Here is a 22,899-nt window from a genome sequence, read left to right as displayed (position 1 = left end):
TTCTGGGAGTTCGGCTGCTGATTCTGAGGGCTCGGCTGTTGGTTCTGGGCCTGGTTCTGGGGCTGGTTCTGGACCTGGGCGGGGTCGTACGGGGTGCGGTTGGCGTCGAGGGTGAGGTGCCAGACGCCGTCGGCCGCGGTGTTGACGGGCTGCGTGCTGATCTCGCCGGTCTGACTGTCGACCCATACGACGTGCCCGTTGTGGTTGACGGCGTTGAAGACGTGAGCGCCGCCGCCCGAACCGTCCGGGTTCTTGGGCCAGGTGACAAGGACGGCGGCCGCCGCGCCGTGCCCGGCCTGGCGCAGTTCGTCGGCGATGTTGGCGTACGCGTCCTGCGAGTTCGGGCCGGAATGACGGAACTGGGTGCCGGCCCACTGTTCGATGTTGCGGGTGCCGTCCCGTTCGCCGGAGGCCCGGTCGATCCCGCCTTGGCCGTCAGGGTCGTAGGTACGGACCGCGGACACCTGCGGGTTGCCGTACCAGGACTCCATGAAGGAACGGGTGCAGTCGGCACAGTTGTTGGAGCGTCCGAGGACGGTGGGGCCGCCGTCGTTCTGGTACTGGGCCCACGGCTGGAACGGGTCGTTGAACGCGCGCGGGCTGCCGTCCGGGTTACGCGGGAAGTTCGCTTCCAGGGCCTGCTGGTCTTGCGGGTACGGCGAGTACAGACCGCTCGGCGCGTGGTTCAGGCTGGCGCGGACGTGCTGGATGCTCGGGCGGCTGGGGTCTTGGGCGACGGGAGGCTGGTGTGGGGGCTGCTGAGGCGTTGGTTGAGGTTGGGGCTGAGGGGGTGAGTGGGCTGAGGCGGCTGATGCTGGTTCTGGTTCTGGGACTGTGGTGTCTGCTGCTGTGGCTGGTGCTGGGAGGAGGCTTGGTGGGGCGCCTCGGCCCGATGGGGACGAGTGGGTCCGTCGAGGCGCCGGTTGTAGGCGGGGCGTTCGGGGTCGCGCTGCTGGCTGATGTCACGGATGGCCTGCGAGCCGTCGGGGCGACGGTTGGTTCGGGAGGGGGAGTGGTGTTGGAGGTGGCGTTGGGAGGAGCGGTGGTGACGCCTTGCGTGGGGACGGTGGGTGCGCCCATGACCGGGCCGGGGGTCGGGGCGATGTTCTGCTGCGGTTGTTGTGCCTGCTGAGGTGTAGAGGGCGTACTGGTGCTGGTGGGGTCCGCGCTGTGCTGGGTGGGCGGCGGCGCGGTCATGGTGGCGGCCGACTGGGTGGAGACGGAGGTGTCGTTCCCGTCCACCGTCGGCATGGGGTCGCCAGGAGCCGGGTCGCGGTGCTGGATCGGCTGGCCGGAGGACGGTGAGTGCTGAACGGGAGCGCCCTGCGGGGGAGCGCTTACGTGGGGAGCAGACGTACGGCCGCTGCTGCCGTTGCCGGAGTTGTCCGGCGTACCGTTGCTGCTGCTGTCACCGGCGTTGTTGCTGGGCGGGTTGCCCGCCATCGGCTCGTGGGCGGGCGTGTGCTGCTGCTGGGGAGCGGCAGCGGATGCTTCCGGGGACGGGCCGGGTGCTGGCTGGGTGGTGACGCTGTTGGGGTTGTTGTCCGGATGGGGGCGGGCCGCGTCCGGGGTGGTGTCCGGGGCGGGCTGGGCGGTGATGTTGTGGTTAGGGCTGTTCGGGTTGTCGTGCGGATCTGGGCGCGCCGCGTCCGGGGTGCGGTCCGGTGCCGGCTGGGTGCTGACGGCCTCGTGAGGGGTGTTGTGGTCGGCGGCCGGCGTGTTCTGTCCGTCCGGGCTGCCGGTGTGGGCACTGCCGTACGGATTGTGATCGTTTCCGCCCTGGAATCCGGCGTCGAAGGGCGACCGCTGGTCCGGGGGCGGCAGGGGCTGTGCCCGGGGAGCGTCGCGATTGCCGTCCGGGCCTGGAGCGGAACTGTCGGACGCGAAGGAGGGCGTACGGCCGGACCCCGTATCCGTACCGGCGGTCGAGTCACCCGGACGAGGCGTGTGGGACGAGCCCCCGCCCCCGTCAACGGAGCGGCCACTTCCACCACCGGCCCCGGCCTCACCTCCGGCCCCGGACCCGGCTGCGCCTCCGGCCCCCGCCCCGGACCTTCCGCCACCTCTGCCACCTCCGCCGGCGCTCTCCGATCCGCCGTCTCCCGAAGATGAGCCGCCGTCTCCCGCGCCGTCACCGTGGCCGGCGGCGGAGTCCAGGCCGTGGCGGGCGCGGTGTCCGGCGCGGTGACCGGCGCCGTCGCGCAGGCTCTCGCCGAGGGTTTCGCCGGTGTTCTTCAGGGCGTCCTTGCCGGCGGAGATGCCTTCCTTGGCGGTGCGCTTGAGGTCGTATCCGTTCTGGGCGCCGAAGTTCTGGTTGACGGTCTGGGCGATCAGGTCGGAGGCCATGGCCTCCAGGGCGGAGATGACCGGTTCCTTGGCGGCCTCCGCGATCGCGTCCAGCAGTTGCTTGGCCACCTCTTTGAGGATGCGGCGGACGATCTCGCGGGTGGCCAGGGTGCCGGCCGCGGCGCCGATCTCGGACAGGCCCAGCGTGAAGGGTGCCGCCACCTGGGCCGCGATGATCTCAGCCGCCAAGATCACCAACTGGGCGATGACCGCCACCTTCATACCGATGACCAGCGCTGCGGCGGCCTCCAGGGTGAAGGCGATGGCTTCGGCGGCCTGGCGGGCGTCGTCGAAATAGCCCGAGCCGGCCCCGAACTTCTCCCAGGCCTTGCTGAACCCCTCGACAGCGTCTCCGGCGTTCGCCGCGAGTACGTTGCTCGCGGCGGTGTGGCCGATCGTCTGGTGGGTGGTGACCTCGGACGCGAACTGCCGCCACACATGGGCGCATTCGATCAGCTTGTCCTCGTCGGCGGTCGGCCAGTTGAAGCCGAGCATGTCCAGGACCCATTCCAGTGAGTCCGGCAGCATGAGAGACAAGGCGTAGCTCCCCCGTGAAAGTGCGTGTACGGCGCGCCGGGGATCGGCGGCGGCCGCTGTGCGGCGGTGTCGGTGGTGGTGGATGGCGGTGGACGGTGGGCCGGTGGAAGTGACGGCGGTCGCGCGGTGGCCCGTACACGCTCGGGAGTGGCGGGCAATGAGGAGCCCTCAGGGATTTCGCACCGGCGCCGCGTATGCAAGGCCGGCCGGTCGCTGCGTACGGCCTGGGGCGACGAACGCCGAGAATCGACTGTCGGCGGGATAATCGATCATTCGCCTGAAGCGGCGAGCGGCTTGAAGTTCAGTGCCGGCTCCCATCGGCCACCGGCCCCGAACTCACCATCTCGCGAACGCACCGCCCCGGCTCGGCGGTGCGTCACCCCGGCTCAGTGATGCGCGGGCCCGTCCAGCCGTGCGCTGACCTTCGGGGCGGCGAGCGGGTCCGACCAGCCCTGCTCGTTCGGTACGTGCTGCTTGATCAGCGCGTCACTGAAGTCCTCGCCCTCCGCGTAGTGCTTGGACATGGAACTCAGCGCCTTGCCGATTTCTTCGAGCTTCGACGACAGATGGCCCATCGACTCGTACATACCGTCGCGTACGCCCTCGTAGACCACACCGAACTTCTCGCCGATCTCGTCGTCGCCCCACGGTGGCGCCCCGGCCTTGCTGTCGAACGTGGTCAGCCCGCTGACGAACTGCTCACCGAACGATTTTTCCGGCTCTTTCTGGCCGCCGCCCGCCGGTGGTGTCCCGGGCGGTCCGGCGCCCAGCGCGCTCAATCCGTCCATCAGCCGCTTGACCGAGCTCTGGAAGTCCTCGCCCAGCTTGACGAAGTTGGCGCCCTCCGTCTTCAGCGACTCCACCTCGGTCTGGAATCCGCCAGCTCCCACAACGCCCCCGTGTTGTCCGTGCCGTCACCTGATGCACAAAGAGATGTTCATGCCAAAGTCTAGATGTTGCCAACCCTCGGGACGAGAGTGGACGTCGGTGCGACGCTGAAGTGCCACCGGCACAACTCGCACGACCGGGTCGATCACCCGTACGCCTCAAGTGGTCCCGTATCAGGACGTACTGGGCCGGTACCAGCGGTGGTAGATCTTCACCGCTTCCTCCGGCGGATGGTTCGGCAGATGGGTCACATCGCCGTTGACCTTGGAGATCACCACATTGCTGCCGCCGGGGTCGGCCGGTGGCGCCTGCGGGTCCGCCGGAGCGGGCCAGCTCGCGCGTACCAGGTAGCCGACGTCGAATTCGTGGACGAAGAGGCCGGACGGGCCGCCGGGCGAGCCGATTTCAGGGAAGTAGCGGCGGCTGATTTCCATCGCTTCCTCGGGCGTCGTCGGCACCGGCCGTGGTCCGTCGTCCGCCGTACCCGGGTGCGGCGGGGGCGGAGGCGGCGGAGGAAGGGGAGGTGTGGGCTGCTGGCCGGAAACATGGCCCGGGATGTCGGACTCTGCCATGAATTGCCCCTCCTTCGGCAGGGGTTCTGCCGGTGATCATGCCAAGGTTTGCGTCAGCGGTGGTCAACTTAACCCACGACGCGCCCGGCCGCGCGGTTCTCCTCGGGGGCGACTTTCATCAGGGTGGCCGAATCCTCTGCGCCTCCTCCGTGAGGATCGTCCGGACGGCGCCGCCTTCCGGAATGTGCCGCGGGCGGTTCGACCAGTTCTCGATGAGCAGCAGGTCCAGCTCGCCGTGCAGCAGGGCGGGGAGCAGGTCGGCCACCTCGCCGTCGCGCACCGACGGGGTGAGGCGCGGATAACGAGCGGCGGGGGCGGTCGGCGCGGCGGGCATCGGGCAGCAGAATGCGGAGCGCGCTGCCCACGGCGCCGACCCGTAGTGGGCTCAGATCTCCTTGTCCAACGCGGCCAGGTCCCGCTCTGCGGCGACCAGTTCGGACATGACCGCGGCCGCGCGCCGTCGCGCTGACCACACCCGCCTCTTCGGTCCTGTACGCCCTGCCCGCTTACGGTGCTGGTGCGGGCGGAGGCCACGGTACGTCGACCAGCGCGGGGATCAGCTGCTCCTCTTCATACGCGAGGTGGGTTCGCAATTCCGCGGACATGCGCTCCAGATCGGTGAGGAAACGTTTCGGATCGGCGGTGCCGATGTCCGCCAGAAGAGTCAGCAGATCGTTCTGGATACGGGCGATGGTGCGGTGTCCTCCTGGAGCCGGTCCAGAGCGGGGCGCAGTTCGGGGTGGTGGTGGGCGACGGCCGGGAATATGTGCGCGTCCTCGCCGGTGTGATGGAATTCCAGGCTCTGGCAGAACGCCAGGCAGTGCTGCCGGATCTGTAGCCCGAGCCCCGGGGCCGGCGGCGCCCCGGGCCCCCGGTGAGCAGCCCGCGCCGCGAGATGGGCTTCGGCCTCGTCGCGTACGTGCCGCAACTGCGCGCGCAGCCACGTATGCACCTGTACGAGCTTGTCGGCGAGAGAGGTGACGGCGGCCGGATTCTCTCCGTCCGCTTCCGTGTACTCGGGCTCGGCGGACTCCAGCGCCACGACCGGCAGCGTGCGGGACGTTGCCGCCTGATAGTCGGCGTACCCGGGAGCCACGCTCACCACCTGCGCGAACAGCCGGTCGCGGCGCTCACCTTCGGCAGGGACCGCGATCGCCTCGAACTCTTCAGTACCGAACTCCACCCGCACCTGCGGATGCGCGAGCAGATTGCGGTACCAGTCGGGATGCTCCGGCGCCCCGAGATTCGACCCGACGACGAGCAGCAGGCCGTCGTCGCGGACGCACCCGAGGGGCACGGTGTGCGGCTTCCCGGACACGGCGCCGGTGGTGGTCAACAGAAGAAGGTCACTTCCCTCGAACGGGCCACCGACTTTTCCGCCGTTGGCCCGGAACTCGGTGATGACCGATTGGTTGAAGGACTGAGACATGCTGGTGTCGCTCTCCGAAAAGTAAAAGGAGTGAAGAAAGGGAGGAGGAGGTGAAGGGAAGGGAGGAGGGGAGGAATGGGGATGCGGGGAGCGCGTACGCACGCTTACGGCGCGCGGCAGTCGCCGCGCGCGGCCTCGTTCGGGGAGGTCACCGCTTACGTGTCACGAATGACACGCGCTCCACGTCGTAGCCGTACGCAGAGCGCCGAGCCGGAACACCGGGACCGCAACGCAGAGACCAAGAAAGACCAAGAAAGACCAAGAAAGACCAAGAACCGGAAACTGGAACCGGACACCCGAAGCAGAAAAACCCGAACCCGGGAAATCAAAAGCCGGGAAACCAGAAACCAACCCGGGCACGCGATCACGCGATACGCCGCCCCGCGCGCACTCGGCGCGCCGATGTCAGGCTCAGCCCGTGGAGTATGAACTCATGGCGTCGTCCCTGGAGAAAAGGTGTGTCGCCCGACTGCCGGCCGGCCCACTGCTTTTTGGCCGACGTCACGCGCACACGCGTTCCTATTAGATCCAGCGGCCGACGGCTCGTCAACCGGGTGGCGCCGGCGGGTCCCCGTACTCCGGCTGCCACATCGCGTCCTGCACCGCCTGGACGACATCGTCGGGAGCCACGCGCGCGACTCCTTCGCCGACGGCCGCCCGTACCACCGCGACCGCGACGGCGGCCGAAGAAGCCCGCAGATTTTCCACCTGCGGCAGCAGCGGCGCTCCCGGACCGCCGCGGGTACGCCCGTCGACCTGCCCGGCGACCGCGTCCGCGGCGGCCAGCAGCATCCCGGGCGTCAGCCGCTCGGCGCGCGAGACCACGACGCCCAGCCCGAGCCCCGGGTAGACGAGAGCGTTGTTGGCCTGGCCGATGACGTGCCGGACGCCGTCGATCTCCACCGGGTCCACCGGGATGCCGGCCGTCGTCAGAGCCTTGCCGTCGGTCCAGCGCAGCAGGTCCGCGGGCATCGCCTCGATCTTCTCGGTCGGGTTGGAGAGCGGGAAGATGACGGGCCGCTCGACGTGTTCCGCCATTTCCCGCACGATCTGCCGGGTGAAGGCACCGCGTACGGTCGAGGTGCCGATCAGAACGGTCGGGCGCACGTTGCGTACGGCCGTCAGCAGATCGATGCCGTCCCGCCCGGCGCCGCGATTCCGCGCATCACCACTATCGTCCTCCCCGTTCTCACCCTCCCCCTGTTTCCCAGCCTCCCCCATTTCTCGACCTCCCCTCTGGGCCGGGCGTAGCCGCGCTGATAGTCGCGCAGCCCGTCCATGTCGTCGATCAGCAGTCCCGGCCGGTCGACGAGCCAGATGCGGCGGGTCGCCTCGTCGCCGTCCAGGCCGTCGCGGACCATCGCCTCGCGGAGTTGGTCGGCGATGCCGACGCCCGCTGTCCCGGCTCCGAAGACCACGACGCGCTGCTCGCGGAACGGCACGCCGGTGACATCGAGCGCGGACCGGACGGCGGCGAGCGTGATGGCGCCGGTGCCCTGCATGTCGTCGTTGAACATGCGGTAGCGCTCGCCGTACCGCTCCAGGAAGCGCCGCGCGTTGCCCGCGCCGAAGTCCTCGAAGTGCAAAAGCGCGTCCGGGTACAGCGTCGAGACCGTGTCCAGGTACGCGGCGACGAAGGCGTCGTAGCGTTCGCCGCGCGTCCGGCTGTGCCGTACGCCGAGGTACAGCGGGTCGTTGAGCAGCGTCTCGTTGTCCGTGCCGACGTCCAGGATTACCGGCAGGCAGCGCCCGGGGTCGATACCCGCGGCGGCCGTGTACACCGCCAGCTTGCCCACCGCGATCTGGATGCCGTGCACGCCCCAGTCACCGATGCCGAGAATCTGCTCGGCATCGGTGACGACCACCAGGTCCACCTCGTCCGGCGCGAGTTCCAGCACTTCGAAGGAGCGGCGCAGATCCTGAGGCCGGTCGACGGAGAGGAAGACGCCGCGCGGGCGCCGGTACTCGTGGCTGTACGTCTTGATCGCTTCGCCGACGGTCGGGTCGTAGACGATGGGCAGCAGTTCGGCGAGGTGTTCGGTGATCAGCCGGTAGTAGAGAACCTCGTTGCGGTCGTGCAACTGCTCCAGATGGATGTACGCGGCCAGGTCGTCGGGCTGACGGCGCAGCTGCTCGTACGCGCGCCGCGCCTGCTGGTCCAGTGTGAGCACCGCGTCGGGCAGCCGGCCGACGAGACCGAGGCGGTCGCGTTCGGCGGCGGTGAAGGCGGTCCCGCGATGGGCCAGGGGATCGTTCATCACCCACGGGAGCCGCGGCTGTCTGCTCATACGTACGCACTCTCCGGCGCTCGTCTGCCGCCTGCCCGGCCAGTCTCACGCGAGAGCCCCGTCCGCGCATCCGGTGGATACGGGAACGGGGCTGTGACCTGCGTGGGTGCGGTTCCGTCGTCAGTCCGGGCGGACGGGGCTGACGCGGCCCTGCAGCAGTCGCGACAGGGAGGAGTGCACGTCCTCCACCGAGCGGTGCGGCTGGAACGACAGCCAGTCCAGCGCCGCGACGAGCACCATGCCGAGGAGGGCGGAGGCCGTCAGCGGAATGTCGAGTTCCGAACTCAGCTCGCCGACGTCGACGGCGTCCCGCAGCACGTCCTCGACGACGGCGACCGCCCGGCCCCGTACGGACTGCAAGGTCGGCTGCCAGACCCGGTTCGTACGCCAGAGTTCCGCCACGTACAGCTGGGTGAGGGAGGGCGAGCCGGCGATGAAGTCCAGGCCCGCCCGGATCATCGCGTCCAGCGCGTCGACCCGGGTGCCGCCGTCCACCCGTACCGCCCGGTCGGCGGCGTCCCGGAGGGAGGCGGCGAGCAGGTCGACGCCGTCGCGCAGGAGTTCCTCGTAGAGGACGTTCTTGCTGGCGAAGTTGTAGTAGACCGTTCCCTTGGCGACGCCGGCGCGTTCGGCGATCTCGTCCACCGTGGTGGCGGAGAAGCCCTGTTCGGCGATGAGGGTGACCGCGGCGTCGAACAGCTTGCGCCGGGTGGCGCCGCGGCGGGGCCCGTGGGCCGGGGTGACGGCTTCGGGCCCGGCGCCGGGGGCGGCGCCGCGAACGGCGCCGTCCCCGTGCCTGCCCCGGTGCTCGGTGCGCACGCTCACAGGCTCAGTTCCGGGTGCAGGTCCTTCATCCGTACGACCTGCCGGCTGCGCGCCGTCAGCGACGTGAGCGCGAGCGCGGCGACCGTGAACACGGCCAGGACGATCGAGCCCTGCCACACGATCCCGAGGTCACCGCCGGTGATGAGCCGGCGCAGGCCGTCCACCACGTAACTCATCGGCAGGAAGGGGTGGATCCAGCCGAAGAATCCGGGGCTGGTCTGCACCGGGTACGTACCGCCCGCCGACGTCAGCTGGAGCATCAGCACGACGAGGGTCAGTACGCGGCCCGCCGGACCGAACTGTGCGCCGAAGAACTGGATGATGGCGGTGAACGCGGCCGTCGCCAGCAGCAGGAAGCCGATGGTGGCCCCAGCGCGTTCCATCTCCAGGCCGAGGCCCCAGTGCAGTACGGCCATCAGGGCCAGCACCTGGACGACGCCGATGGCGAAGGCCGGCAGCCAGGACCCCAGCGCGATCCGCCAGCCCGGCGCCCCCGCGGCGAGCGCGCGCTTGCCGAGCGGTGCGAGCAGCATGTAAGCGACCATCGCGCCGACCCACAGGGACAGCGGGATGAAGTACGGGGCGAGTCCGGTGCCGTAGTTGGGCGCCTTGTGCATCGACTTCGAGGCCAGCTCGACCGGGTTCGACATGACGTCGGTACGGGCGTCGCGGTCCTTCTTGTCGTAGTCCGGGATCTTGTCCACGCCGCTGTTCAGGCCACCGGCGAGCTGGTTGGAGCCGTCCTTGAGCTTGTAGACGCCGCCCTTGAGGTCGATCGCGCCGTCCTCAAGCTGCCCGAGGCCGTCGCCGATCTTTCCGGAGCCGTTCTTGGCGTCGCCGAGCTTGTCGTGCAGCTGACCGGCACCGTTGGCGAGGTCACCGGCACCGTTGGCGAGCTTTCCGCTGCCGTCGGCGAGCTTTCCGCTGCCGTCCACAAGCTTTCCGCTGCCGTCCACGAGCTTTCCGCTGCCGTCGGCGAGCTTGCCACTTCCATCGGCGAGTGCGCCGATACCCTGGGCGAACTGCCCTGCGCCCGTGGAGACTTTCTGGGCACCGGCATTCAGTTCGTTGATCTGGCGGATTGCGGTGTCCGCATTGTCACCGATCGCCGGTACCTTCTCAGCGACCATCGCAGCCCCACGGTGCAGGTCGCGAAGCTGGGTACGGAGGTGCTGAAGGTCCGCCCGGGCGATGATGGCGTTGACCTTCTCCGCAGCGTCGGCGGCCACGGCGCTGCCGGCCGCGACGCCCTTGAGCTTGGCGCAGTCGACCTTGCCGGTGGCGGATCCGCCACAGCTCTCCTGGTAGAGAGCCTGGGCGTCTTCGGCATTCTTCCGCGCCTCGGCGGCGGCCTTGGCGGAGTTCCCCGGCAGCTTGCCGAGGTCGTCGTCGAGAGCCTTGCTGAGGTCGGCGACGACGCGTGCCTTCTCGGCGATCTCCTTGCTGTGCGCCTTCAGGAAGGGCAGGTCCTGCTTGGCGATGCCGTTGACCTTGTCGGCGAGCTGCTTCGTGCCGGCGGCTACCTGGCCGGCGCCGTCGCTGAGCTGCTTGGCCTTCGCGCCGGCGGTGGCTACTCCCGAGTTGAGCTGCTTGGCGCCCTTGTTCAGATCACCGACACCGTTGTTGAGGTCCTTGGCGCCCTTGTTCACGGCGCCCGCGCCCTGGCTCAGCTCACCGGTCTTGTCGCGCAGCGTCCCCGCGCCCTTGCTCAGGTCACCGGACCCCTTGCCCAGCTTCCCCAGCCCATCCGTCAGCTCACCGTTCTTGTCCTTGGCGGTGCCCAGGCCGTCGGCGAGCTTGTCCGTGCCGTCCTTGGCCTTGCCCAGGCCGTCGTCGAGCTTGGTGGCGCCGTCGGCGGCCTTCGCGGTCTGGTTGTGCAGATCCGAGAACGACACAAAGATCTTGTCGAAGAACTCCCGCGACGACTTCGCCGAGGTCTTCGCGCGGATCTCCGAGAAGATCGTCTTGGAGATCGAGCCGACGATGTAGTTGTTCGCGTCGTTCGTACGGACCTGGAGCGCGCCCGTCTCCGGGTGGTCGCCGGAGCTGGAGGCGATCCGCTCGCTGAAGTCCTTCGGAACGGTCAGGGAGAGGTAGTACGTACCGTTCTCGACACCCTTGGCGGCGTCGGCGGAGCTGACCTCCTCCCAGTTGAACGTCTTGCTGTCCTTGACGTTCTTGACGAGCTCGTCGCCGGCCTGGACCTTCTTGCCGGCGGCGGTGGCGCCCTGGTCGTCGTTGACGAGCGCGACCGGGATCTTGTCCAGGTTCGCGTACGGATCCCAGAACGAGCACAGGTAGAGCGCGCCGTACAGCAGCGGGATCAGCATCAGGGCGACGAGGCCCAGCCGGGGAGCTTGCCCCTGCCGAAGCGCTTGAGCTCAAGCGCGGCGAGCTTCGGCGAGCGCATGGGCTGCTTCCTCCTCGTGGATGTCGGTCGTACCGGCCGTGCCGGTGGTCGAAGTGGGGGCGGGGGAGGTGGATGCGGCGGTCGCGGGCGCGGTCCGTACGACGAGCGCGTCGCGCGGGGCGGTGCTGGCCGCCGCCACCACCGTCGTGCCGTGCAGGGCCAGGTCCCGCAGCATCTGCCAGGCCTGCGAGCGCTCGGCCTCGGAGAGTTTGAGGTCGACGTCGTCGACGGCCACCAGCCGCGGGCCGTGCATGACGGCCAGCGCGAGCGAGAGCCGCAGCGCTTCGATGCGTTCCAGGTCCCGTACGGCGGTGCGCAGTCCCTTGGGCAGGGTGGCGGGGTCGAGGCCGACGGCGGCGAGCGCGGCCTCGATGCGGGCCCGCGTCGCCTCCTTGTAGCGGCGGCCCCAGGGCAGCCGGGCGCCGAGCGAACCGGCCATCCGGTGGCCCAACAGGGCCTGCTCCTCCAGGTGTTCCCCGGCGGTCAGGGCCGGTTCCAGGTCGGCGATCCCGGGGACGTGCGCGATGGCGGTGAGTCTGCGCACCGTACCCATGCGCTTGGGGAGGGGAAGCCGGCGACCGTCGCGTGGCCCTCGGCGATCTTCATGCGGCCGGTGAGCGCCAGCAGGAGACAGGTGCGGCCGGAGCCCGAAGGGCCCTCGACAGCGATCAGCGCACCCGGGTCCGCGGTGAGGTGGACGTCTCTGAACGCCCACCCCCGCGGGCCTTTCACTCCGATTCCCCTGGCGTTGACCGCCGCCCCCTGGCGGGTGGTGTCCACGGCCCCTCCTTTGTTCTGACTGGTCAGTCTAAAAGTGTGCCGTATGGAGTGGGCTATTGACCAATCAGCGCGCGATCCTGTGAACTCCGTCATGTGGCGGGTGGGGCGCTCCGATGCTTTTGGGGCGTTTGTTGGTGATGTTCTCGGTGTGGTCCGTGGTGCTGAGCGCACGGCCGCACCGGTTGGACACTTGCGACGGAGACCGATGACTCACTCGGCCAAACTGATCGCCCCGCTCCTCGCGGGGGCCCTCGTCACGACGCTGCCACCGGCGTCGGCGTCGGCAACCACTCCGGCATCCAATGCGGCATCCACTTCGGCTTCGGGCGCTTCGGCGGCAGCGGCGGCGCAGGCCGCCGGGCCCGCCCAGTCGTCCAGCGCCTCCTGCGCGCCGCAGGATCTGGAACGTTCCAGCGCGCGGCCCTCCGTGGGGAATCGTTCCGCCACGGACGACGGCGACGGCTGGACACCCACCGCCACCCGTATCGACCCCAAGGACGGCCACCACGCCTTCGTCGGCAACGGCTACCTCGGCCAGCGGATAGCCCCCAACGGCGCCGGCTACACGGCCCCTGGCGAAACGACCGGCTGGCCGCTGAAGACACCGCGCTACGACGGTTCCTTCGTCTCCGGCCTCTACGCACGCGGCCCGCAGAACCTGAAGGGCCGCCAGGCCATCGCCGCGCTCCCGACGTGGACCGGCCTCGACGTCACCGCCGCCGGCGACCGCCCGCAGACCTTCGACTCCGCGACCCCGGCGGGCCGCATCTCGAACTACCGCCAGACGCAGTTCATCCGCTGCGGCCTGGTCCGTACGTCTCTGACGTGGACGGCCGCCGACGGCCGCGTCACCGACCTCGTGTACGACGTACTCGCGGACCGCACCAGCGCCCACACCGGCGCCGTACGGCTGCGCATGACGCCGCACTGGGGCGGCCGGGCCACCATCACCGACCGTCTCGACGGACGCGGCGCGCGCCGTATGACGCAGACCGGCGGCGGTGCGCGGCCGGGCGGCCGCACGATGGACGTCACCTTCCGTACGGACGGCACGAAGACGGACGGCGCCATCGCCTCGGCCCTGCGCCCCGGCTCCCAGGTCCGCCCGCAGGACGTGAACGCGAAGCAGACGACGACACGGCGCGAGGGCGCGCGGAAGGGCGCGGGCGGCGACGCGGGCGCGGCCAAGGACTTGAGCAATCAGCAGAGCGTGACGTTCCCCGTACGGGCCGGGCGCTCCTACGAGCTGACCAAGTACGTCGGTGTCGACACCGCCCTCACCTCCCGCACTCCGCGCGCCGCCGCGACCGCCGCCGCACAGCGGGCCGCGGACCGGGGCTGGGACGCCCTGTACCGCAAGCACGCCGCCGCCTGGCGGAAACTGTGGCGCAGCGATGTCGAGGTGAAGGGACGCGGACAACGCGACCTACAGGCGTGGGTGCGCGCGGCACAGTACGGCCTGCTGTCCAGCACCCGACCCGGCAGCAGCGACAGCATCAGCCCGGCCGGGCTGACCAGCGACAACTACGCGGGCGAAATCTTCTGGGACGCCGAGACCTGGATGTACCCGGGACTCCTGGCCGCCCACCCCGACCTGGCCAAGTCCGTAGTGGACTACCGCTACAAGACCCGCGCCGGAGCTGCCGCCAACGCGAAGAAGCTGGGCTACCAGGGCCTGTTCTACCCGTGGACCAGCGGCAGCAAGGGCGACCTCTGGAACGAGTGCCACAGCTGGGACCCGCCGCACTGCAAGACGCAGAACCATCTGATGGGCGACGTGTCCCTGGCCGCCTGGCAGTACTACCTCGCCACCAAGGACACCACCTGGCTCCGCGAACGCGGCTGGCCGGTGCTGAAGGGCATCGCGGAATTCTGGGCCTCCCGCGTCACCCGTAACGCCGACGGCAGCTACTCGATCAAAAACGTCGCCGGTCCGGACGAGTACAGCAACGGCGTGAACGACGGCGTCTTCACCAACGCCGGCGCGGTCACCGCGCTGCGCAACGCCGGACGCGCCGCCGCGCTCCTCGGCGAGTCCGCCCCCGCCGCCTGGAAGGACGCCGCCGACCGCATCCGCATCCCGTACGACGCGAAGAACGACGTCTTCCAGCAGTACGACGGCTACAAGAACACGATGATCAAGCAGGCCGACACCGTCCTGCTCATGTACCCGCTGGAATGGCCGATGTCGCAGCGCGCCAGGACCGGCACGCTCGACCACTACGCCGGCCTCACCGACCCGGACGGCCCGGCCATGACCGACTCGGTGCACGCCGTCGCCGCCGCCGGAGCCGGAGAGCCGGGCTGCTCGACGTACACGTACATGATGCGTTCCATCAAGCCGTTCGTACGCGGCGCCTTCCACCAGTTCTCCGAAGCGCGCGGCGACAAGGCCGGCGCGGGCGACCCGCACGCCGGATCACCCGCGCAGGACTTCCTCACCGGCAAGGGCGGTTTCCTGCAGACCTTCACCAACGGGCTGACCGGAATGCGGATGCGCGAGGACCGGGTGCACCTGGACCCGACGCTGCCGCCGCAGCTGTCCGACGGCGTCACGCTGCGCGGGCTGCGCTGGCAGGGACGCACGTACGACGTGGAGATCGGCGCGCACAGCACGACGGTACGGCTGACGGCGGGCGCGCCGATGCGCGTCGAGTCGCCGGAGGGGAGCGGGTGGTGAGCCGTGGCGTACCGCTGACGCTCAAGACCCGCCGCCCCGACCTCGCGGCGACGGACAACGCGGCCCGGTGCGCCACGGCGCGGGCCACCTCGGAGGAGCCCGGTATGTACGCGGGCGCAGCGGTGGACGGCAACGCTGCCACCTCCTGGACGCCGGACGGACCCGACGGCACCCTGACCGTCGACCTCGGTAAGTCGTCACGGATCGGGCAGATCTCCCCGCACTGGAAGGGCGGTGAGCCCGCCTCGTACGTGGCGCAGGTCTCGACCGACGGCAAGCACTGGTACGGCACCGGGTACGACGGGCGTACGACGGCCCGCTACGTACGGCTCACGGTGCACGGCGCCGAGGCGGCGAAGGACGGCCGGCGCCCAGGGCTCGCGGAGCTGACGGTGCAGAAGGCCGCGGGGCCGGTGGCCGGGGAGTAGCCCGGAGCGGTTCAGGACTTCCCTCGGAACGGCCCGGATCGGCGGCGTGTCGATGACGTATCGGTGACGCAGCGATCCGGGCCGTTTTTCTTTGACGCAGTCAATGGTTCGGTTGCTGGGCGGATCGCTAAAAGGACCGCTGGTCGGATCGCTGGACGGACCGCTGGTCGAATGGGCTCTGGTCACTGCGCTGGTCACTGATCTGGGGCACTGGCCCGGGTCACTGGCCCGGATCACTGGCTCGGGGCATCGATCTGGGCCATTGGTCTGGACCGAAAGTGACCAATCCGTCCCCTGAACGAGACATCTGTGACCGCTTCCGTCACATAGTGTCCGGACACGCACGGTGTGTCTGACCTGGGAGGGGAACTGTGCGTACGGGTGTGAAGTATGTGGTCGGCGGGGTCTTCGCGGCGATGGTGGGTGCGGCCGGCGTGGGCGCGTACAACATCTACGAGGCGTTCTCCGACGACTCCGGCACGTCCGGGACAGCGGCCGGTACGACCGCCTCCAGACAGACCGGTCCACCGAGCGAGGAAGAAGTGCGCGACACCGCGCGCGACTTTCTCGCGGCCTGGAGCAAGGGCGACACCGAGACCGCCGCCCTCCTCACGGACAACGCCGAGGGCGCACGCCAGGCGCTGACCGGCTTCCACGACGAGGCCCGGGTGTCGAAGGTGACCTTCGAGGCCGGCCGGAGCGACGGCGCGAAGGTCCCCTTCCACGTCACCGCCGAACTCTCGGTAGGCAAGGACGAGGACACGGCCGAGGACAAGGCTGAAGTCGAGGGCAAGGGCGGACCGGAGCACGCCACCTGGTCGTACGACTCCGCGCTGCGCGTCGTACGCGGCAAGACCACCGGCAAGGCGCTCGTCGACTGGCAGCCCACCGTGGTCCACCCCGCCCTGCACCGCGGCGAGAGCCTGCAGACCGGCTCCGACGGCGCGCCGCCCGTCAAGGCGGTCGACCGTAACGGCACCGAACTGGACGCCGAGGCCCTCCCCTCGCTCGGCGCCATCCTGCCCGCCCTCCGGGAGAGCTACGGGGAGAAGGCGGGCGGCGTCCAGGGCATCGAAGTGCGCGTCATGGGCGAGAGCGGCGAGCCGGGCAAGACGCTGCACACCATCGTCAAGGGACGCGAAGGCACGCTTCGCACGACGCTGGACGCGAACGTTCAGCGCGCGGCCGAGGCGGCGGTCAAGGACTACCGCCAGGCGTCGGTCGTCGTGGTCAAGCCGGGCAGCGGAGACATCCTCGCGGTGGCCAATCACCGTACGGACCAGTTCAACGCGGCCTTCCAGGGCCGGCTGGCGCCCGGCTCCACGATGAAGGTCGTCACGGCCGCGATGCTGATGGAGAAGGGCCTGGTCTCCGCGGGCAAGAGCGTGGAGTGCCCGAAGTACGCGTCAGCGGGCGGGCGCTCGTTCCACAACCAGGGCATGTTCGCGATCAGCGGCGGCACGTTCGCCGACAGTTTCGCGCGCTCCTGCAACACCGCCTTCATCGGCCAGGCCGACCGCCTCTCGGGCACGGACCTGAGCAATGAGGCGCAGGAAGTCTTCGGACTCGGCAAGGACTGGAAGGCCGGGATACCGACGTTCGACGGCAGCGTTCCGCAGAGCGACGGCGCGGACACCCCGGCGGCGCTCATCGGCCAGGGCCGCGTCCAGGCCAACCCGCTGAACATGGCGTCCGTCGCCGCCACCGCCAAGGCCGGGTACTTCTCCCAGCCCGTCCTGGTCTCGCCGGAACTGGACGGCCGGCCGGTCGCCCACGCGAGCCGCGCGCTTCCCCCTCGGTCGCCGCGCAACTGCGGGCCATGATGCGGCGTACGGCCGTGAGCGGCACCGGCGCGCGGGCGATGGCCGGACTCAGCGGCGACATCGGTGCGAAGACCGGTTCGGCGGAAGCCGACGGACAGGGCGACGCCAACAGTTGGTTCCTCGGTTACCGCAACGACGCCGCGGCGGCCGCGGTCGTCCAGCAGGGTGGTCACGGCGGCGACGCGGCGGGCCCGATTGTCCGAAAGGTGCTCGCGGTGCGCCGCTGAGGGGAAGGGTCGACACTGGGGCGTGCCCGCGTCGGGGCCTGCCCGCATCCCGGGGGCACGCCTGCCCCCGGGCGTCGACGAACGGGAGGACCCCTCGTGCGCGTACGTTCCGCGGTTGTCCGTGTCACCGCAGCAGTGCTGGCCGCCGGCTGTCTCACGGCGTGCGCCGAGGGGGCACCGGCGGCGGACCAGGACCGGGCGGCACCGACCGCCGCGGACTCGGCCGCCTCGGCCACCGCCGGCCGGGCCGACTCGTCCGCCGCGGGACCGGGCGCGTCCGCCGCTTCGGCACGTACGGACAAGAGCGGCGGTCACCCTTCAACCACGGGCGGCCGGACCTCGGGCTCCTCGGGCTCCTCGGGCCTCTCGGGCTCCTCTGCCCCCTCGGACCAGAACGACCGCCCCTCGGCCGCAGGCGGGCACCCCTGCTCTCCGTCCGTCTCCCTCGACCGCTACTCCGACGCCCTGGACAAAACCACCTTCCAGGGCGCCTTCGTGGGCAACCTCTCCGCCCTCACCCGCGACACCGACGGCTCCCTCGCAGCCCTCTCCGACCGTTCCGTACTGATCGGTCTGGACGGACGGAGTCACCGGCCGGTACGGGCAGCCAAGATCACCGACGAGAAGGGCGCCGCCCTCGACGCCGAGGGCCTGGCCGTCGAACCGGGCGGGCGCTACCTCGTCTCGTCCGAGACGGAACCTTCCGTACGGCGGTACGACCGTTCCGGCGCGCTCCTCGGACGGCTGCCCCTCCCCAAGCCGCTCCAGGTCGAGCCGGCCGGGCGCGCCCGGTCCAACCAGACCTTCGAGGGCCTCACGCTCGAAACCGGCGGCCGCACGCTGACCGCCGCCATGGAAGGACAGCTCACCGGCGACGGCAAGGACAGCGCCAACCGCCCCCTGCTGCGCTTCCAGACCTGGCAGCGGCAGGGCTCCGGATCCCGGCCCGCCCCGTACCGACTGGGCCGGCAGTACGCGTACCCGGTGGACGCCGGACTGGGCGTCTCCGAGATCGCCGCGCTCCCCGACGGCCGACTGCTCGTCCTGGAACGCGGCTTCACCGCCGGCGTCGGCAACACGGTCCGCCTCTACCTCGCCGACCCGCGCCGGGCGAGCGACGTCAGCGGCGTCGGCGGACTGCCGGGCGGCAAGGCCGTACGCCCCGCCCGCAAGAAGCTCCTCGCCGACCTCGGCGCCTGCCCCTCCCTGGGCGCCCCCGCGCACCAGCCGCAGGCCAATCCGCTGCTGGACAACATCGAGGGCATGGCGATCACCGGCCGCGCGCCCGGCGGACGGCTGCGCGTCCTCCTGGTCAGCGACGACAACGAGAGCGCGAAGCAGATCACCCGCCTGTACAGCCTGACGGTGCGGCCCGGCGGCCGCTGACCGTTGACGGCGTCAAAGGTTTTCCCGTTCCCGATTGTTGCGGCGGGATGAAATCCGCTGCCCACGGCGTTGATGCCTCCTGGTGAACGACGAGATGCGGGAGGCAGCGCGTGACGGGGACGCGGAGCGGTCCATCGGAAAAGGGCGGCGGCTGGGCACGGCGGCTGACGCGCCTGTGCTGGCAGTACAAGAAGGACGTACTGCTCGCACTCGGCTCGTCACTCGCCGGAATGGGCGTGATGGCTCTCGTCCCGCTCATTCCGAAGCTGATAATCGATGATGTCATCGTCAGCCACGACCGCCCGCTCGCCCCGTGGGCGACGCTGCTGATCGTCGCCGCGCTCGCCGTCTACGCGCTGACGTACGTACGCCGCTACTACGGCGGACGGCTGGCCCTCGACGTCCAGCACGACCTGCGCACCCGGATGTTCCGGTCGATCGCACGGCTGGACGGGCACCGCCAGGACGAACTGAGCACCGGCCAGGTCGTCGGCCGGGCCACCAGCGATCTGCAGCTCATCCAGAGCCTGCTGTTCATGCTGCCGATGATGATCGGGAACGTACTGCTCTTCGCGATCTCGCTGGTCGTGATGGTGGTGCTCTCCCCGCTGCTCACCCTCGTCGCCCTGGCCGTCGCCCCCGCGCTGTGGTTCATCGCCCAGCGCAGCCGCGACCGCCTCTACCCCGCCACCTGGTACGCGCAGAGCCAGGCCGCCGCCGTCGCGGGCGTCGTCGACGGCGCGGTCTCCGGCGTCCGCGTCGTCAAGGGCTTCGGCCAGGAGGAACAGGAGACCGGCAAGCTGCGTACGGTCAGCCGCCGCCTCTTCGCCGGCCGGCTCCGTACCGTACGGATGAACGCCCGCTACACCCCCGCCCTCCAGGCCGTGCCCTCGCTCGGGCAGGTCGCCATGCTGGCCCTCGGCGGCTGGCTGGCCACCAACGGGCAGATCACCCTCGGCACCTTCGTCGCCTTCTCCACCTACCTCGCGCAGCTCGTCGCGCCCGTGCGGATGCTCGCGATGATGCTGACCGTCGGGCAGCAGGCACGGGCCGGTGTGGAGCGGGTCTTCGAGCTCGTCGACACCGAGCCGATGATCGAAGAGCGCCAGGACGCGCTCGAACTCCCCGCCGACGCGCCGGCCACCGTCGAGTTCGAGCAGGTCTCCTTCGGCTACGGCAACGGGCGGCCCGTGCTGGAGGATTTCTCGCTGCGTATCGAGCCCGGCGAGACCGTCGCCGTCGTCGGCACGTCCGGCAGCGGCAAGTCCACCGTCTCGCTGCTGCTGCCCCGCTTCTACGACGCGACCGCGGGCCGGGTCCTGGTGGGCGGGCACGACGTACGCGACCTGAGCCTCGCGTCGCTGCGCGCGGCCATCGGCCTCGTACCGGAGAACAGCTTCCTGTTCTCCGACTCCCTGCGCGACAACATCGCCTACGGAACTCCGGACGCGACCGACGAGCAGATACGTATCGCCGCGCGTGCCGCACAGGCCGACGGCTTCATATCCGCCCTGCCGGACGGATACGACACCGAGGTCGGCGAACAGGGCCTGACCCTCTCCGGCGGCCAGCGCCAGCGCGTCGCGCTGGCCCGCGCGATCCTCACCGACCCGCGGCTGCTGGTCCTGGACGACGCGACCTCCGCCGTCGACGCCCGCGTCGAACACGAAATACACGAGGCCCTGCGCGGGGTGATGGCGGGCCGTACGACGCTGCTGATCGCCCACCGCGCCTCCACCCTCGCCCTCGCCGACCGCGTCGCCGTCCTGGACGGCGGCCGGCTGGTCGACATCGGCACGCGCGAGGAACTGGAGAGCCGCTGCGAGCTGTATCGCCGGCTGCTGACCGATCCGGACGAGCTGGGCGGTACCGGTGAGTCGGGTGGTGCCGGTGAGCCGGGTGGGACCGATCAGCTGGAAGGTTCCGGCAAACTGGGCGGTACCAGCCTGGAGCGCCCCGGCTTCGGCGGTGAATCCGCGGCGAGCGGCTTGCTGGAACGCCCGGTCACGGCGGATTCCGGCGCCGTCGCTCCGCCCGCAGCGGTCCCCGACCACCGCGTCAACGGCATCACTCCGTACTTGTGGAAGCGCGCCGAGACGGAAGCTGACACTGAGCCCGGCCTGTCCGCCGACCCGGATCTCCTCGCCCGGGTCGCCGCCCTCCCGCCCGCGACCGACACCCCCGACATCGACGAGGAGCGGGCCGCCCGCCCCGAGAAGTCCTACGGTCTGCGCCGCCTCCTGCGCGGTTTCGGCGGCCCGCTGGCCGTCGCCCTCGCTCTGGTCGCCGTCGACGCCGTCGCCGGACTGCTGCTTCCGGTCCTCATCCGGCACGGCATCGACGACGGCGTACGGCGCGCGCAATTGGCGGGTGTCTGGACGGCTGCCGGTCTCGCCCTGTTCGTGGTACTCGTCCAGTGGGCGGCCCAGATCGGCTCGAACCGCATGACCGGCCGCACCGGCGAACGCGTCCTCTACTCGCTGCGCGTCAAAATCTTCGCCCAGCTCCAGCGCCTCGGCCTCGATTATTACGAGCGCGAACTGACCGGCAAGATCATGACCCGGATGACGACGGACGTGGACGCCCTGTCCACGTTCCTGCAGACCGGCCTGGTCACCGCCGTCGTCTCCGTCCTGACCTTCTTCGGAATCCTCGTCGCGCTTCTGGTCATCGACGTCCAGCTGGCCCTGGTCGTCTTCGCCACCCTCCCGCCGCTCGTCATCGGTACGTACTTCTTCCGCAAGCAGAGCGTGAAGGCGTACGAACTCGCCCGCGAACGCATCAGCGTCGTCAACGGCGACCTCCAGGAGAGCGTCGCCGGACTGCGGATCGTGCAGGCCTTCCGCCGCGAGCGCAGCGGCGCCGACCGGTTCGCCGAACGCAGCCACGCCTACCGCGCGGCCCGCGTCCGCGGCCAGTTCCTGATCTCGGTCTACTTCCCGTTCGTCCAGCTGCTGTCCTCCGCCGCCGCGGCGCTCGTTCTGATCGTCGGCGCCGGCCGGGTCGGCGACGGCACCCTCACGGCGGGCGCACTGGTCGCGTACCTGCTCTACATCGACCTGTTCTTCGCCCCCGTACAGCAGCTCTCGCAGGTCTTCGACGGCTACCAGCAGGCCGCCGTCTCGCTCGGCCGCATCCAGGAACTGCTGCGCGAACCGACCACCACACCCCAGGCCGAGAATCCGCGCGCGGTGCGCGAGCTGGCGGGCGAGATCACCTTCGAGGACGTGCACTTCCGGTACGGGGGTGCCGGCTCCGAAATCACAACCGGAACCGTCACCGAAGCCTCGGGAGCCTCACGCAGCTCCGACAGCTCCAAAGTCTCCACCGCCTCCGACGGCTCCACCGTCACAGCCCTCTCCGGCATCGACCTGACCATCCCCGCCGGGCAGACCGTCGCCTTCGTCGGTGAGACCGGCGCGGGCAAGTCCACCCTGGTCAAGCTGGTGGCGCGGTTCTACGACCCGACCGCCGGCACCGTCCGCGTCGACGGCACCGACCTGCGCGAACTCGACCTCACCGGCTACCGGCACCGCCTCGGCGTCGTACCGCAGGAGTCCTACCTGTTCCCCGGTACGGTGCGCGACGCCATCGCGTACGGACGGCCGGACGCCACCGACGCCGAGGTGGAGGCCGCGGCCCGGGCGGTCGGCGCGCACGACATGATCGCCGGACTGGACGGCGGCTACCTCCACGAGGTCGCCGAACGCGGCCGTAACCTTTCCGCAGGCCAGCGCCAACTGCTCGCGCTCGCCCGCGCCGAACTCGTCGACCCCGACATCCTGTTGCTCGACGAGGCCACCGCCGCGCTCGACCTCGCCACCGAGTCCGCCGTCAACGAGGCCACGGACCGGCTGTCGGGACGGCGTACGACGCTCGTCGTGGCGCACCGCCTGACCACCGCGGCCCGCGCCGACCGGGTCGTGGTCCTCGCCCACGGCCGGGTCGCCGAGGACGGCACCCACGCCGAACTCCTGGCCAGAGGCGGCCGCTACGCCGAACTGTGGCGCACGTTCACGGGCGAGGAGGAGCCGGTGGCGGCCTGAACGCCCGCCGCGACGCCCTGCCCACCGAGGTGCCGTGCGCACCGGCCTCCGGCCGGCCGCTGAGCTGACCGGACGCCGGAGGGCAGGCGGTCGGCGGTCGGCGGTCGGCGGTCGGCGGTCGGCGGTCGGCGGTCGTCCGCGCGACCCCCTACCACCGCTCCTCTCGGAAAAGAAGGGGCTGGTGGGACCGTTGCCGCGCCGATAGGTTCACCCCGACCTTTGCTATCCCAAGGG

The 22,899-nt window shown here is 70.4% G+C and carries 10 protein-coding genes and 5 pseudogenes; 4 read left to right on the top strand and 11 right to left on the bottom strand.

The annotated features are described in order from the left end of the window. Positions 1 to 176: 176 nt before the first annotated feature. From ACEXOX_RS18630 to ACEXOX_RS18580, 11 genes and pseudogenes are all read right to left on the bottom strand, one after another. Positions 177 to 635: pseudogene (locus tag ACEXOX_RS18630) on the bottom strand (toxin glutamine deamidase domain-containing protein); the annotation flags it as partial. After that, positions 613 to 2,883 (bottom strand): hypothetical protein, encoded by a 2,271-nt coding sequence (locus ACEXOX_RS18625; RefSeq protein ID WP_406521967.1) that lies wholly within the window; start codon positions 2,881 to 2,883, stop codon positions 613 to 615. The pseudogene ACEXOX_RS18630 and the gene ACEXOX_RS18625, both read right to left, overlap by 23 nt. 386 nt (positions 2,884 to 3,269) lie before the next feature. After that, on the bottom strand, positions 3,270 to 3,773 hold the full coding sequence (locus ACEXOX_RS18620; RefSeq protein WP_406521965.1) for a hypothetical protein: 504 nt from the start codon (positions 3,771 to 3,773) through the stop codon (positions 3,270 to 3,272). Positions 3,774 to 3,944: 171 nt separating this feature from the next. After that, a complete protein-coding gene (locus ACEXOX_RS18615; protein ID WP_406521964.1) occupies positions 3,945 to 4,343 on the bottom strand; it encodes a hypothetical protein in 399 nt (132 codons plus the stop codon). 118 nt (positions 4,344 to 4,461) lie between these two features. After that, positions 4,462 to 4,677, bottom strand: a complete 216-nt coding sequence (locus ACEXOX_RS18610; protein WP_406521962.1) for a hypothetical protein — start codon at positions 4,675 to 4,677, stop codon at positions 4,462 to 4,464. Between the two features lie 172 nt (positions 4,678 to 4,849). After that, a pseudogene (locus tag ACEXOX_RS18605) lies at positions 4,850 to 5,772 on the bottom strand (nitroreductase/quinone reductase family protein). 546 nt (positions 5,773 to 6,318) lie between these two features. After that, positions 6,319 to 6,879, bottom strand: a complete 561-nt coding sequence (locus ACEXOX_RS18600; protein ID WP_406521960.1) for a malic enzyme-like NAD(P)-binding protein — start codon at positions 6,877 to 6,879, stop codon at positions 6,319 to 6,321. Positions 6,880 to 6,893: 14 nt separating this feature from the next. Next, the gene (gene maeA, locus ACEXOX_RS18595) at positions 6,894 to 8,060 is read right to left on the bottom strand and encodes an oxaloacetate-decarboxylating malate dehydrogenase (protein ID WP_406521958.1); all 1,167 of its coding nucleotides are present in this window, start codon (positions 8,058 to 8,060) and stop codon (positions 6,894 to 6,896) included. Positions 8,061 to 8,180: 120 nt separating this feature from the next. Next, positions 8,181 to 8,885, bottom strand: a complete 705-nt coding sequence (locus ACEXOX_RS18590; protein ID WP_406521956.1) for a TetR/AcrR family transcriptional regulator — start codon at positions 8,883 to 8,885, stop codon at positions 8,181 to 8,183. After that, complete coding sequence (locus ACEXOX_RS18585; protein WP_406521954.1) at positions 8,882 to 11,215, bottom strand: YhgE/Pip family protein; 2,334 nt, start codon at positions 11,213 to 11,215, stop codon at positions 8,882 to 8,884. Before ACEXOX_RS18585 ends, ACEXOX_RS18590 begins: the two co-directional genes overlap by 4 nt. Before the next feature lie 51 nt (positions 11,216 to 11,266). Beyond that, a pseudogene (locus ACEXOX_RS18580) lies at positions 11,267 to 12,075 on the bottom strand (ATP-binding cassette domain-containing protein). A 205-nt stretch (positions 12,076 to 12,280) separates the two neighbouring features. Between ACEXOX_RS18580 and ACEXOX_RS18575 the strand changes: the two are divergent. The 4 genes and pseudogenes from ACEXOX_RS18575 (at position 12,281) to ACEXOX_RS18560 (ending at position 22,665) form a co-directional block, all read left to right on the top strand. Continuing rightward, positions 12,281 to 15,183 (top strand): annotated as a pseudogene (locus tag ACEXOX_RS18575) (discoidin domain-containing protein). A gap of 371 nt (positions 15,184 to 15,554) precedes the next feature. Further along, positions 15,555 to 17,233, top strand: a pseudogene (locus ACEXOX_RS18570) (penicillin-binding transpeptidase domain-containing protein). Between the two features lie 96 nt (positions 17,234 to 17,329). Further along, positions 17,330 to 18,619, top strand: coding sequence for an esterase-like activity of phytase family protein (locus ACEXOX_RS18565; protein ID WP_406521952.1), 1,290 nt, complete (start codon positions 17,330 to 17,332; stop codon positions 18,617 to 18,619). Positions 18,620 to 18,729: 110 nt separating this feature from the next. Further along, complete coding sequence (locus tag ACEXOX_RS18560) at positions 18,730 to 22,665, top strand: ABC transporter ATP-binding protein (protein WP_406521950.1); 3,936 nt, start codon at positions 18,730 to 18,732, stop codon at positions 22,663 to 22,665. The last annotated feature ends 234 nt before the right edge of the window (positions 22,666 to 22,899 follow it).

Origin of the sequence: Streptomyces sp. Ac-502 (assembly GCF_045222935.1) — a bacterium.
Taxonomy (GTDB): Bacteria; Actinomycetota; Actinomycetes; order Streptomycetales; family Streptomycetaceae; genus Streptomyces; species Streptomyces monomycini.
Note: the sequence above shows the minus strand (reverse complement) of the source record. Positions and strands in the feature narration are given on the sequence as shown.